Source organism: Terrirhizobium terrae (assembly GCF_030323265.1).
Lineage (GTDB): Bacteria > Pseudomonadota > Alphaproteobacteria > Rhizobiales > Rhizobiaceae > Neorhizobium.
In genome coordinates, this window is the sequence record NZ_CP104992.1 from 3,011,114 (window position 1) to 3,023,884 (window position 12,771).

Consider the following 12,771-nt stretch of genomic DNA (forward strand, 5'->3'; position numbering starts at 1 on the left):
GCAAATCGTACTTTTTGCGGGGCTGCGCTTGGCATATACAAAAGCCATGAACATTGCGACCCCGATCACCGCCCCCGTAAAATCAGGCCACAATTCCGTCGGCCATACTGTCTGTCCGCACGACTGTCCGAGTGCCTGCGCGCTGGATGTCGATCTGACGGAGGACGGCAGGATCGGCCGTGTCCGGGGCTCGTCCGACAATACGTATACGGCCGGCGTGATCTGCGCCAAGGTCGCACGCTATTCCGAGCGCATCTACCATCCAGGCCGTTTGATGGTGCCGCAGCGCCGCAAGGGTGCCAAGGGTGAGGGCAGCTGGCAGGAAGTCTCCTGGGAAGCGGCCCTCGACGAGATCGCCGACGCCTTCGTCAAGGCGGAAGCCAAGCATGGATCGGAAGCCGTCTGGCCCTATTTTTATGCCGGCACGATGGGGCAGGTACAGCGCGACTCGATCGAGCGGCTGCGGCATGCGAAGAAATATTCCGGCTTCATGGGCACGATCTGCACCAACATGGCCTGGACCGGTTATGTGATGGGCACGGGCGCGCTCCGTGGTCCCGATCCGCGTGAGATGGCGAAATCCGATTGCGTTGTCATCTGGGGCACCAATGCGGTCGCCACCCAGGTCAACGTGATGACCCATGCGGTGAAGGCCCGCAAGGAACGCGGCGCCAAGATCGTCGTCATCGACATCTACGACAACCCGACCATGAAACAGGCCGACGTGAAGATCGTTCTGCGTCCCGGCACCGATGCAGCGCTTGCCTGCGCCGTCATGCACATCGCGTTCCGCGACGGTTATGCCGATCGCGGCTACATGGCCAAATATGCCGACGATCCGGCCGGGCTGGAAGCGCATCTCGCCACCCGCACGCCGGAATGGGCGTCTGCCATCACCGGCCTTTCGGTCGAGGAGATCGAGGCCTTCGCCAAACTCATCGGCACGACGAAGAAGACCTTCTTCCGTCTCGGATACGGTTTTTCCCGCCAGCGCAACGGCACGGCGGCGATGCATGCGGCGCTCTCCGTCGCGACCGTGCTCGGCTCCTGGCAATATGAGGGCGGCGGCGCCTTCCACAACAACGGCGAGATTTTCCGGCTGAACAAGGCCGAGCTGATGGGCACGGCCTATATGGATCCGGAGATCCGCATGCTCGACCAGTCGCAGATCGGCCGCGTGCTGACCGGTGACGCCGAAGCGCTGCGCCATCGCGGGCCGGTCACCGCCGTGCTGATCCAGAACACCAACCCGATGAACATCGCGCCGGAACAGCGCCTCGTCCGTGAAGGTTTCCTCCGCGACGACCTGTTTGTCGCCGTCCACGAGCAGTTCATGACCGATACCGCCAAGGTCGCCGATATCGTGCTGCCGGCCACCATGTTCCTCGAGCATGACGATCTCTACCGCGCCGGCGGCCAGCAACACATCCTGCTCGGGCCGAAGCTCGTCGAGCCGCCATCGACCGTGCGCACCAATCTCTTCGTCATCGAGGAACTGGCCAAGCGCCTCGGCGTCGATCATTTCGCCGGTTTCGGGCACGACGAGCGCAGCCACATCGACCGCATCCTGAGCGATAGCGGCTGGGGCAGCTACGATGACTTGAAGGCCAATAAGTGGATCGATGCCCAGCCGGATTTCGACACCGCCCATTACATCAAGGGCTTCGGTTATCCGGACGGCAAGTTCCGCTTCTCGCCCGACTGGGTGAACGGCCCGTCGCCGGACCGCACGCCGGCAAGCGTCGGCCCCCTCGGTCCCCATGCCGAACTGCCGCGCTTTCCGGATCATGTGGCGGTGATCGAGACGGCGGATGCCGACCATCCGTTCCGTCTCGCGACGTCGCCATCGCGCAGCTTCCTTAATTCGAGCTTCGCGGAGACGAAGAGCTCGGTGCAGAAGGAAGGCCGTCCGGAGGTTATGATCGAGCCCTCGGATGCGGAACGGCTCGGCATTGTCGATGGCGATATTGTCCGCCTTGGCAACCGCCGCGGCGAGATCCGACTGCATGCGAAACTGGTACCGGGCGCCAAGCCGGGTGTGCTGATTGCCGAGGGGCTATGGCCGAACGACGCGCATCTGGACGGTGAGGGCATTAATGTCCTGACCGGCGCCGATCCCGTTGCGCCCTTCGGTGGTGCTGCCGTCCATGACAACAAGGTATGGCTTCGCAAGGAAGCTTCGTCTGACGCTTCCACGGATGCCGCATGACCGACAGCAATGACCGGGTGAAGATCGTCAGCGAGAAGACGCTGTCGGAGGGCTGGACGCGCCTGTCGGAAATCGAGTTGGACTATACGGACCGGAATGGCGCTACGCATCGTTTAAAGCGTGAGATCTTTCACCGCACGCCTGCCGCCTGCATTCTTCTGCACGATCCGAAGCGGGACGTCGTGGTGCTGGTCAAACAGCTTCGCCTGCCGGCCCACCTGATCGGCGAGCAATCCTTCATGATCGAGGTCCCCGCAGGACTTCTCGACGGAGACCATCCCGAAGAGGCGATCCGTCGCGAGGCGGTCGAGGAGACGGGATACCGCATCAAGGATGCGCATTTCCTGTTCAAGGCCATGATGTCGCCCGGCTCGGTAACCGAGATCGTGCATTTCTTCCACGCGTCGATCGACCTTTCGGACCGCGTGAACGAAGGCGGAGGGCTGCCCGAGGAGCATGAGGATATCGTGGTCATGGAAGTGCCGTTGGACGATGCGATCGCGATGATCGACAGCGGCGAAATCATCGATGCCAAGACCATCATGCTGCTGCAATGGGCAGCGATCAATCGCGCCAGCCTCGGCGGGTAACTGACTGGCGAGTAATTACCGTGAAGGCATGCACAGCCGCTTTCACATGAGTGTCACGAAACCCGCCTATCGGCTTCCGTTCGGAATTCAGACAAGCGCCAAGGAGAAGATCATGTGGATCGGCAATTTCAACCTCGTTCTGCCGGACCAGGTGATCGAAAACGGATCCGTCAGGATCGAGGACGGCGTCATCGCCGAAATCCGTGACGAACCGGTCGCCGGTGCCGTCATAGACGGTGAAGGCCGGCTGCTGATGCCGGGCTTCGTCGACCTGCATGGCGACATGATCGAGCGCGAGATCGCGCCGCGCCCCAATGCCGACATGCCGATCGATTTCGGCATCCATGAACTCGACAAGAAGCTTGCCGCCCACGGCGTGACCACCGCCTACGCTGCCGTGTCCTTCGCGACCGAAAGCGTCTATGGCCATGTGCGCTCGCTGGCGACGACCTCGGCGGTGATCGAGGGCCTCAATCGCCTGCGCAACGGCCTCTTGATCGACCATCGCGTCCATGCCCGCTATGAAATCACCAACGTAGGGGCGTCCGAGACACTGGAGCGGCTTCTCGAAGCCGGCGAGATCGACATGGTGTCTCTGACCGACCACACGCCGGGTCAGGGGCAGTACAACAATATCGAAGCCTATGTGCTCAGTATGTCCGAACGGCGCTCGATCTCGGTGGAGACGGCGCAGGAGATGATCCGCAAGCGTATCGAGATGCGCAAGAACCCGGATATCGAGACGCGCCTGAAGGAAATTGTTGCGCTGTCGCAGAAGCACGGCCTCTCGCTGGCGTCCCATGACGACGACAGCATCGAGAAGGTCATCGAGATGCAGGAACTTGGCGTCACGATCAGCGAGTTCCCGGTGACGATGGCCGCTGCCGACGAAGCCATCCGCCGCGGCCTGACGACGCTGATGGGCGCACCGAACGCCCTGCGCGGCGGTTCTATGTCGGGCAATCTGAGCGCGCTGGACGCTGCCCGCGCCGGCCTGCTGACGACCATCGCTGCCGACTACCACCCGGCCGCCTTCGTGCCGGCACTGTTCAAGCTGGCGGATGTCGTATCCGGCGGCCTGCCGGCGGCGGTTGCCATGGCGACGTCGAATGCAGCCCGCTCGGCTGGCATCATCGATCGCGGCGAGATCGCGATCGGCCAGCGGGCCGACCTCGTCGTCATCGAGCCCGGCGATGTCCACCGCATCCGCGCCACCTTCCGCGACGGCCGCTTCGTCTACAGCGACGGCACGCTGCATCCGCTTCGGGCGATGGCGGCTTAAGGCCGGGGCTCTCAGTCCTCCCAGGACTTCTGGTTTTTCGGCAGCCTGCCCATCGGGTCGATGACGTCGACCTTGTGCGGCAGGTCTGCCGCCCAATTCCAGAGGACCAGATTGCGGATCGAAGGCGCGGCCCTGTATGCGAATGAGGGTACAAGGACACCAGCCCACGACTTCCTGAGCATGTCATGGATCGACCAGGAGGCAGGACGCTTGCCTTCGGACAGGTCGCTCGCCCAGGCCGCTCCCATCGTCTCCAGAGGGATGCCGAGTTTTTGCCGTGCGGTCTCGTCGGTGAGATCGGCTATGTCTTCGCAATCGACCTCGTAGGAGCAGATTGTCAGCGGGTGGATCTTGTGACCGAAGCCCTGACTGGCTTCGCTGATCGCTCCCTCAACGGAAGTAGAAAGATAGAGCGTAGGAACGCCTTTCGGATTGAAGCGGGCGCCGCGGATGGCTGCGCCGTCACCCGAGAGCGGGCTCATGGCCCAGCGCGGATCATGGGCGCGATAACAGACGCCCTGGAATTTCAAGCGAAGCCGCCGAGCGCCAGATGATCGAGATAATCCCGCAAGGCGGCAGCTTTCCCGCTCTTGACCAGGCTTTCGGCCGTTCGGTCGCCGAAGGCCGGCAAAGGTTCGGCCCGATACCAGGCAAGTGCTTGCCTTTCGCTACCCGCCCAATCGGTGACGCGGTGAATGATTTCCGCCATTTCGCCGATACGTGCGACGACCGCAGGCGCCTGCGCCCGTTCCTTGCGCTGCAGGCTGTTGGCCGACAGTCCCGCCGTCTCGGCGAGCTCACGCCTCGACATGCCGAGCCGAACCGATACGGCCTCGATATCGATCGAGGGCGTTTCCTTGAAGTCGCGTGCTATGGCATGCTTGTTCATGGCGGCGGCCTTTTTGTACGTTATCTGCGTACAAAAATATGCCTTGAGAGTGACTTTGTCGAGTCTTTGGCTTCGCGGTCAGAGCGCGGGCGAGATAAGCTTGGTGTCGTCCTTTGCAGGTACGCCCTCCAGGATCGCCTTGCCGCCATCCATTTTCACCTTGCCCTCGGCCAGCAGCTTCAGCGCCAGTGGGTAGAGCTTGTGTTCGACAGTCAGCACCCGCGTGGCCAGCGTATCGGCGGTGTCGCCTGCGATGACGGGCACGGCGGCCTGGGCGACGATCGGTCCTTCGTCCATGCCTTCGGTGACGAAATGCGCGCTGCAGCCGGCAATCTTCATGCCGGCGTCGATGGCGCGCTGGTGCGTGTGCAGGCCGGGGAAGAGCGGCAATAGCGAAGGGTGGATATTGAGCATCCGGCCCTCATAACGGCTGATGAATTCGCCGGAGATCAGGCGCATGTAACCGGCTAGGCAGATGATGTCCGGCTTGATCTCGTCGAGGGCGGCGAGGATCGCGGCCTCGTGCTCGGCCTTGTCGGCATAGGCCTTGCGCTCGAAGACGAAGGTCTTGATGCCGCGCGCTTCAGCCTTGGCGATGCCACCGGCAGTCGGCTTGTCGGAGATGACGGCGACGATCTCGGCCGGAAAGTCCGCAGCCTCGCAGGCATCGGCCAGAGACAGCATGTTGGAACCGCCGCCGGAGATGAAGACCGCGACGCGTCTCTTGACCGAATTCATGGTCTTAATCCTCACGAGGCCAAAATTCAGAGGCCGAGGTTACCCTTGTAGATCACGCCTGCACCGCCTTCGGGGCGTTCGACCATGCGGCCGAGTTGCACGACGGTTTCGCCTTCGGCCGCCAGAACGTCGGTCACCGCCTGGGCGTTCTCAGCCGAAACGACGACGATCATGCCCACGCCGCAGTTGAATGTGCGCAGCATTTCCTTCGGCTCAACGCCTCCGGTCTTGGCCAGCCAGGAGAAGACGGCCGGGACGGGAATATTGCCGAGCTCGATTTCTGCCGACAGCGTCTTCGGCAGGACACGCGGAATGTTTTCCGGAAAACCGCCGCCGGTGATGTGGGCGAGTGCCTTCAGTGCATGCGTCTCGCGGATCGCCTTCAACAGCGGCTTTACGTAGATACGGGTCGGGGTCAGCAGCGCTTCGCCGAGCTTTTTGCCGTCCGCGAACGGGGCAGGGGCATCCCAATCGAGGCCGGACAGCGAAACAATCTTGCGCACCAGCGAAAAACCGTTGGAATGAACGCCTGAAGACGTGAGGCCGAGGATGACGTCGCCGGGAGCGATATCGCCGGCCGGCAGAAGCTGGCCGCGCTCGGCAGCGCCGACCGCAAAGCCCGCGAGGTCATAATCGCCATCGGAATACATGCCCGGCATTTCGGCCGTCTCGCCGCCGATCAGCGCGCAGCCGGATTCGACGCAGCCCGCCGCGATGCCCTTGACGATCGCAGCGCCCTGGTCAGGATCGAGCTTGCCGGTGGCGTAATAGTCGAGGAAGAGCAGCGGCTCGGCACCCTGCACGACGAGGTCGTTGACGCACATGGCGACGAGGTCGATGCCGACCGTGTCGTGGAAGTCAGCGTCGATCGCGATCTTCAGCTTGGTGCCGACGCCGTCATTGGCGGCAACCAGGATCGGATCGTTGAAACCGGCCGCCTTCAGGTCGAACAGGCCGCCAAAGCCGCCGATCTCTCCGTCCGCACCGGGGCGACGGGTCGAGCGCACCGCCGGCTTGATCTTCTCGACCATCAGGTTGCCCGCATCGATATCGACGCCTGCATCGCTATAGGTGAGACCGTTCTTGCCCGCCTCGCTCATCATCCATCTCCAGTCCGGATCCAATGGGGAACTATAAGCTGCCGCCAATTGCATGACCTGCCCGGATATGCAAGCGTTCCGGCTGGATTTGCAGGTATTTCACAGGTCTTGCGGCAAACGCAGACGTGAACTTGACCTCGCCCGCCAAGCCGCTCATATGCCCCATGTACGGCAGCCGACACGAAGAAGGAGCAGACATGCCATATCACGTCAGTGGTGCCAGCCTGAGGCGCCACATCCTGTTCTGGATCGGCGTCCTTATCGGCTTCATCCTGTTTCTCTGGTTCTTCTCGTCGATCCTGCTGCCCTTCGTCGCCGGCATGGCGCTCGCCTATTTCCTCGATCCCGTCGCCGACTGGCTGGAGCGCCGCGGCTTGAGCCGCACCATGGCGACGATCGTCATCCTCGTATGCTTCGTCACTATATTCGCGCTGGCGTTGATGCTGGTCATTCCGATCATCATCAGCCAGTTCACCCAGTTCGCCGCAGCGCTGCCGGGCTATATCACTGAGTTGCAGCAGATCATCTCGAGCCCGCAGACCTCCTTCCTGCCGCCCTGGATTTCGTCCCAGATCGAGACCGTGAAGGAGAATTTCTCCCAGGTCCTGAGCCAGGGCGCCGGCTTCATCGGTTCGCTGCTCGGGCAGATCTGGAATTCGGGCAAGGCGATCGTCGACGTCATGTCGCTGCTGGTCGTCACCCCGGTCGTCGCCTTCTACATCCTGCTCGACTGGGACCGCATGGTCTCCAAGGTCGACAGCTGGGTTCCGCGTGATCAGGTCCAGGTCGTGCGTGAACTGGCGCGCGAGATGGACCGCTCGGTTGCCGGCTTCATCCGCGGGCAGGGCTCGCTCTGCCTCATCCTCGGCATCTATTATGCGGTCGGCCTGTCGCTGGTCGGCCTGAACTTCGGCCTGCTGATCGGCTTCGTTGCCGGCATGATCTCCTTCATCCCCTATATCGGCTCGCTGATCGGCCTGGTGATGGCGATCGGTGTCGCGCTCGTACAGTTCTGGCCGGACTTTCCCTGGATCATCGCCGTCGCTGCCGTGTTCTTCTCGGGTCAGTTCATCGAGGGCAATATCCTGCAACCAAAGCTGGTCGGCCAGAGCGTCGGCCTGCATCCGGTCTGGCTGATGTTCGCCTTGTTTGCCTTCGGCGCCCTGTTTGGCTTCGTCGGTCTTCTGATTGCGGTGCCGGCTGCAGCCATGGTGGGCGTGCTTGTCCGCTTCGCCCTGTCGCGGTATCTTGACAGCGATATCTACTATGGACGATCCGTCGATCTTCCGTGGGAGGAGGCTGAGCCGCATGCCGTGGAAACCACGGGCAGCGTGCAGCAGCAGATCGAGGCCCCCAAGAGCGCACCTGAGAACGAGCGCCCCTAAGAACGAATGACCGATACGAACGAACGCCCGCGGCGCAAGGGCGAGCAATTGCCGCTGCATTTTACCCATGACGCTGCCCGCGGCCGCGATGACCTCATGGTGTCCGCCAGACTGGCCGCCGCCGTCTCCGTCGTCGACGAGTGGCCGAACTGGCCGTCGCCGGTCGTCATCCTGGCGGGGCCCGTCGGCTCCGGCAAATCCCATCTCGCCCACATCTGGGGCGAGCGGGCAGAGCGCCGCCGAAATTCATCCCGTCGCCGGCTCGAATGTTTCCGCCATCGCCGCGGACGGCCCGGTGCTGTTCGAGGACGCTGATCGCCGCGGCTTCGACGAAACCGAGCTCTTCCACGTCATCAATGCGGTGCGTCAGCATGGCCACACGCTGCTGATAACGTCGCGCCTCTGGCCGGCTTCCTGGCAGGTCGCGCTGCCGGATCTGAAATCCCGGCTGAAGGCCGCCACGGTGGTGGAAATCGGCGAGCCCGATGAAGAGCTTCTGGCCCAGGTGATCGTAAAACTGTTTGCCGACCGACAGCTTAATATCGATGACAAGATTGTCGGCTATATCGTCAACCGGATGGAACGGTCGCTGGAGACGGCGCAGAACGTTGTTGACCAGCTCGACAGACTGGCGCTGGCGCGCGGCGTGCGTATCAATCGCAACCTGGCTGCCGAGGTTCTGGAAAGCCTCGGGCAAGTCGATGGCGGTGCCGGCGAGGAGATTGACTGTCACAGTTCCGTCGTCAAAAAGTTATACCGCCGCAAGGCATAGAGGATAAGAGGACGGACCCATGGACCAGATCGCCGAACCGCAGGAAAATAAGCCGGAAATCAAGGAAGTGGAGACGGTCCCGAGCTTCGAGGAACAGCTTGCGAGCCCCGAGCGCTTCATCAACCGCGAATTTTCCTGGCTGCAGTTCAATCGGCGCGTTCTGGAAGAGACCCTGAATACCGCGCACCCGCTGCTGGAGCGCGTTCGGTTCCTGTCCATTTCTGCCGCCAACCTCGACGAATTCTTCATGGTGCGCGTTGCCGGTCTAGAAGGCCAGGTCCGCCAGAACATCGTCGTGCGCAGCCCCGACGGCAAGACGCCGGCCGAGCAGCTCGATTCCATCCTGCAGGAAATCGACAATCTGCAGATGGAGCAGCAGGCGTCTCTTGCGGTCCTGCAGCAGTATCTGGCGCAGGAAGATATCCTTATCGTCCGCCCCGGCGCGCTGTCGGCTGACGATCGCGCCTGGCTGGCGACCGATTTCGAAGAAGACCTCTTCCCCGTTCTGACGCCGCTTGCCATCGATCCGGCGCACCCGTTCCCGTTCATTCCGAACCTCGGCTTCACCATGGGCCTGCAGCTGCACAGCCTGCACGGCAAGGAGCCGATGACCGGCCTGCTGCGCCTGCCAACGACACTCGACCGCTTCGTACGCCTGCCGGACGATGGGACTACGATCCGCTACATCACGCTCGAAGATGTGGTCGGCATGTTCACGGATCGGCTGTTCCCTGGCTATGAGGTCAGGGGTGCCGGCACGTTCCGCATCATTCGCGACAGCGATCTGGAAGTAGAAGAAGAAGCCGAAGACCTGGTTCGTTTCTTCGAAACCGCGCTGAAGCGCCGCCGCCGCGGCAAGGTCATCCGCATCGAGACCGACAGTGAAATGCCCGCGTCGCTGCGCCAGTTTGTGGTGCAGGAACTCGGAGTGCCGGAAAACCGCGTGGCGGTTCTGCCCGGACTGCTCGCACTCAACACCATGTCGGAAATCACCAAGGCGCCGCGTGAAGACCTGCGCTTTGAAAGCTACAATGCCCGATTTCCCGAACGCGTCCGCGAACACGCTGGAGACTGCCTCGCCGCCATCCGCGAAAAGGACATGGTGGTCCACCATCCTTACGAGAGCTTCGACGTTGTTGTGCAGTTTCTTCTGCAGGCGGCGCGCGACCCCGACGTCCTCGCCATCAAGCAGACCCTCTACAGAACCTCCAACGACAGCCCCATCGTCCGAGCCCTGATCGATGCCGCGGAAGCCGGCAAGTCGGTCACCGCACTGGTCGAGCTCAAGGCGCGCTTCGACGAAGAAGCGAATATTCGCTGGGCACGCGACCTGGAGCGTGCCGGCGTACAGGTCGTTTTCGGCTTCATCGAACTGAAGACCCACGCGAAGATGTCCATGGTCGTGCGCCGCGAAGACGGCAAGTTGCGTACCTATTGCCATCTCGGCACCGGCAACTACCACCCGATCACCGCGAAGATCTACACCGACCTGTCCTTCTTCACCTGCAATCCGAAGATCGCCCATGACATGGCGAACATCTTCAACTTCATCACCGGCTATGGCGAGCCGAAGGAAAGCATGAAGCTTGCCGTCTCGCCCTATACGCTGCGCCCGCGCATTCTCCGCCACATCGAGGAAGAGATCGCCCACGCCAAGGCTGGGCGACCGGCGGCGATCTGGATGAAGATGAACTCGCTCGTCGATCCGGAAATTATCGACGCGCTTTATCGCGCGAGCAATGCCGGTGTCGAAGTCGATCTGGTCATCCGCGGCATCTGCTGCTTGCGCCCGCAGGTGGCGGGTCTTTCCGACAATATCCGGGTCAAGTCGATCGTTGGCCGCTTCCTGGAACACAGCCGAATCTTCTGCTTCGGCAACGGCCAGGGCCTGCCGTCCGACAAGGCGCTCGTCTATATCGGCTCGGCCGACATGATGCCGCGCAACCTCGATCGCCGCGTCGAAACGCTGGTACCGCTGCTCAACCCGACCGTGCATGAACAGGTTCTATCACAGATTATGCTCGGCAATCTGATTGACAACCAGCAGAGCTACGAGATACTGCCCGACGGGACGTCAAGGCGCATGGAGGTGCGGCAGGGTGAGGAACCATTCAACGCCCAGCACTATTTCATGACCAATCCGAGCCTTTCCGGCCGGGGCGAAGCCTTGAAGTCGAGTGCACCGAAACTGATTGCAGGCGTGATGTCAGGCCGCAAGAAGTAGTCAGGCAAGAATAGGCAGTATGGTACGATCTGAAGCCCAGGGGCGGCTGCCCGGCATCGCCCCTGTTTCCGTCATCGACATCGGATCGAATTCCGTTCGAGTCGTCATCTACGAAGGTCTCACCCGTGCGCCGACGGTCCTTTTCAACGAAAAGGTTCTTTGCGGCCTGGGCAAGGGCCTCGGCTCTAACGGCCGCATGGATGACGAGGGTGTCGCGCGCGCGCTCGAGGCGCTGAAGCGTTTCAAGGCTCTGTCAGATCAGGCCCGTGCCACGCATATCTACGTCCTGGCGACGGCCGCCGCCCGCGAGGCGAGCAATGGTCCGGATTTCATCCGCAAGGCGGAGGAAATCCTCGGCCAGGAAATCCAGGTTCTGTCCGGCGAGCAGGAAGCGCATTATTCCGCGCTCGGCGTCATCAGCGGCTTCCACGACGTGGACGGCATCGCGGGTGACCTTGGTGGTGGTTCGCTGGAACTGATTGACATCAAGGGACACGAGTTCGGTCGCGGCATCACGTTGCCGCTCGGCGGCCTCAGACTGTCGGAATCCTCCGGCAATTCGCTTACAAAAGCCCGCAGCTTCGCGCGCAAGCAGGTAAACACCGCCCGCTTCCTGGAGAAGGGTGAGGGACGTACCTTCTACGCCGTTGGCGGCACCTGGCGAAACATCGCCAAGCTGCACATGGAAATCACCAAATACCCGCTGCACATGATGCAGGAATACGAGCTGTCTCTCGAAGAGATGCAGAAGTTCCTCGAGGAAGTCATTGCGGCCAAGGATTCCAAGGATGGTGCCTGGCAGGCGGTTTCCAAGAGCCGCCGCGCGCTTCTTCCCTTTGGTGCCATCGCCATGCAGGAAGTACTGACGGTAATGAAACCGGCCCGCATCACTTTCTCGGCGCAGGGCGTGCGCGAAGGTTATCTCTATTCGCTGCTTCCCGAGGATGAGCGCACATCTGACCCGCTGCTCGTCGCTGCCGATCAGTTGGCGATCCTGCGCGCCCGCTCGCCCGAGCACGCGCGCGAACTGGCGGACTGGACCGGCCGCATGGTGCCCTTCTTCGGTATCACAGAGACGGAAGAAGAGAGCCGCTACCGACAGGCTGCCTGCCTCGTTGCCGATATCAGCTGGCGCGCGCACCCCGACTATCGCGGCGCTCAGGCGCTGAACGTCATTGCCCATTCGTCCTTTGTCGGCATCACCCATCCCGGCCGCGCCTATCTGGCGCTGGCGAATTACTATCGCTTTGAAGGTTTGGCAGATAACGGTGCGACCGACCCGCTTGCCAAGATCACCACCCAGCGATTGCTGGATTTGGCTAAGCTACTTGGCGGGCTGCTGCGCGTCGTCTACCTTTTCTCGGCATCGATGCCCGGTCTGGTCAATCACCTGACGTTCCGGCAGTCCATGTCGCCCGATCTCGATCTCGAATTCGTCGTGCCCCATGCCTATCGCAATTTTGCGGGCGAGAGGCTCGATGGCCGACTGCAGCAACTGGCAAAACTCACTGGCAAGCGCCTGGCTTTCAGGTTCGAATAGGATAGCGCCCTTGTAGATAACTCCGGGTCCGGGGACCGGATC

General features: G+C 62.0%; 10 protein-coding genes and 1 pseudogene. 7 read left to right on the forward strand and 4 right to left on the reverse strand.

Annotation, left to right across the window (positions count from 1 at the left end; all coding sequences use genetic code 11):
* The first annotated feature begins 46 nt into the window (after positions 1 to 46).
* The 3 genes from N7E02_RS22695 to N7E02_RS22705 all read left to right on the forward strand — a co-directional run bounded on the left by N7E02_RS22695 (position 47) and on the right by N7E02_RS22705 (position 4,081).
* Positions 47 to 2,209, forward strand: coding sequence for a molybdopterin-containing oxidoreductase family protein (locus tag N7E02_RS22695; RefSeq protein WP_286583990.1), 2,163 nt, complete (start codon positions 47 to 49; stop codon positions 2,207 to 2,209).
* Positions 2,206 to 2,799 (forward strand): NUDIX domain-containing protein, encoded by a 594-nt coding sequence (locus tag N7E02_RS22700; RefSeq protein ID WP_286579851.1) that lies wholly within the window; start codon positions 2,206 to 2,208, stop codon positions 2,797 to 2,799. The genes N7E02_RS22695 and N7E02_RS22700 overlap by 4 nt, the downstream gene beginning before the upstream one ends.
* A gap of 112 nt (positions 2,800 to 2,911) precedes the next feature.
* Positions 2,912 to 4,081 (forward strand): alpha-D-ribose 1-methylphosphonate 5-triphosphate diphosphatase, encoded by a 1,170-nt coding sequence (locus tag N7E02_RS22705; RefSeq protein ID WP_286579852.1) that lies wholly within the window; start codon positions 2,912 to 2,914, stop codon positions 4,079 to 4,081.
* 11 nt (positions 4,082 to 4,092) lie between these two features.
* On the opposite strand, the gene N7E02_RS22710 is transcribed toward N7E02_RS22705, so the two are convergent.
* The 4 genes from N7E02_RS22710 to purM form a co-directional block, all read right to left on the reverse strand.
* Entirely contained in the window at positions 4,093 to 4,611 is a 519-nt protein-coding gene (locus N7E02_RS22710) for an RES family NAD+ phosphorylase (RefSeq protein WP_286579853.1), read from the reverse strand.
* On the reverse strand, positions 4,608 to 4,970 hold the full coding sequence (locus N7E02_RS22715) for an antitoxin Xre/MbcA/ParS toxin-binding domain-containing protein (RefSeq protein ID WP_286579854.1): 363 nt from the start codon (positions 4,968 to 4,970) through the stop codon (positions 4,608 to 4,610). The genes N7E02_RS22710 and N7E02_RS22715 overlap by 4 nt, the downstream gene beginning before the upstream one ends.
* Before the next feature lie 78 nt (positions 4,971 to 5,048).
* On the reverse strand, positions 5,049 to 5,708 hold the full coding sequence (purN, locus tag N7E02_RS22720; RefSeq protein WP_286579855.1) for a phosphoribosylglycinamide formyltransferase: 660 nt from the start codon (positions 5,706 to 5,708) through the stop codon (positions 5,049 to 5,051).
* A 26-nt stretch (positions 5,709 to 5,734) separates the two neighbouring features.
* On the reverse strand, positions 5,735 to 6,808 hold the full coding sequence (purM, locus tag N7E02_RS22725; RefSeq protein WP_286579856.1) for a phosphoribosylformylglycinamidine cyclo-ligase: 1,074 nt from the start codon (positions 6,806 to 6,808) through the stop codon (positions 5,735 to 5,737).
* A gap of 197 nt (positions 6,809 to 7,005) precedes the next feature.
* Between purM and N7E02_RS22730 the strand changes: the two genes are divergently transcribed.
* From N7E02_RS22730 to ppx, 4 genes and pseudogenes are all read left to right on the forward strand, one after another.
* A complete protein-coding gene (locus N7E02_RS22730; protein ID WP_286579858.1) occupies positions 7,006 to 8,193 on the forward strand; it encodes an AI-2E family transporter in 1,188 nt (395 codons plus the stop codon).
* A 6-nt stretch (positions 8,194 to 8,199) separates the two neighbouring features.
* Positions 8,200 to 8,965 (forward strand): annotated as a pseudogene (gene hdaA, locus N7E02_RS22735) (DnaA regulatory inactivator HdaA).
* A 19-nt stretch (positions 8,966 to 8,984) separates the two neighbouring features.
* Positions 8,985 to 11,189 (forward strand): RNA degradosome polyphosphate kinase, encoded by a 2,205-nt coding sequence (locus N7E02_RS22740; protein ID WP_286579859.1) that lies wholly within the window; start codon positions 8,985 to 8,987, stop codon positions 11,187 to 11,189.
* Positions 11,190 to 11,208: 19 nt separating this feature from the next.
* Positions 11,209 to 12,729: an exopolyphosphatase gene (gene ppx, locus N7E02_RS22745; protein WP_286579860.1), complete on the forward strand. Its 1,521-nt coding sequence runs from the start codon at positions 11,209 to 11,211 to the stop codon at positions 12,727 to 12,729.
* The last annotated feature ends 42 nt before the right edge of the window (positions 12,730 to 12,771 follow it).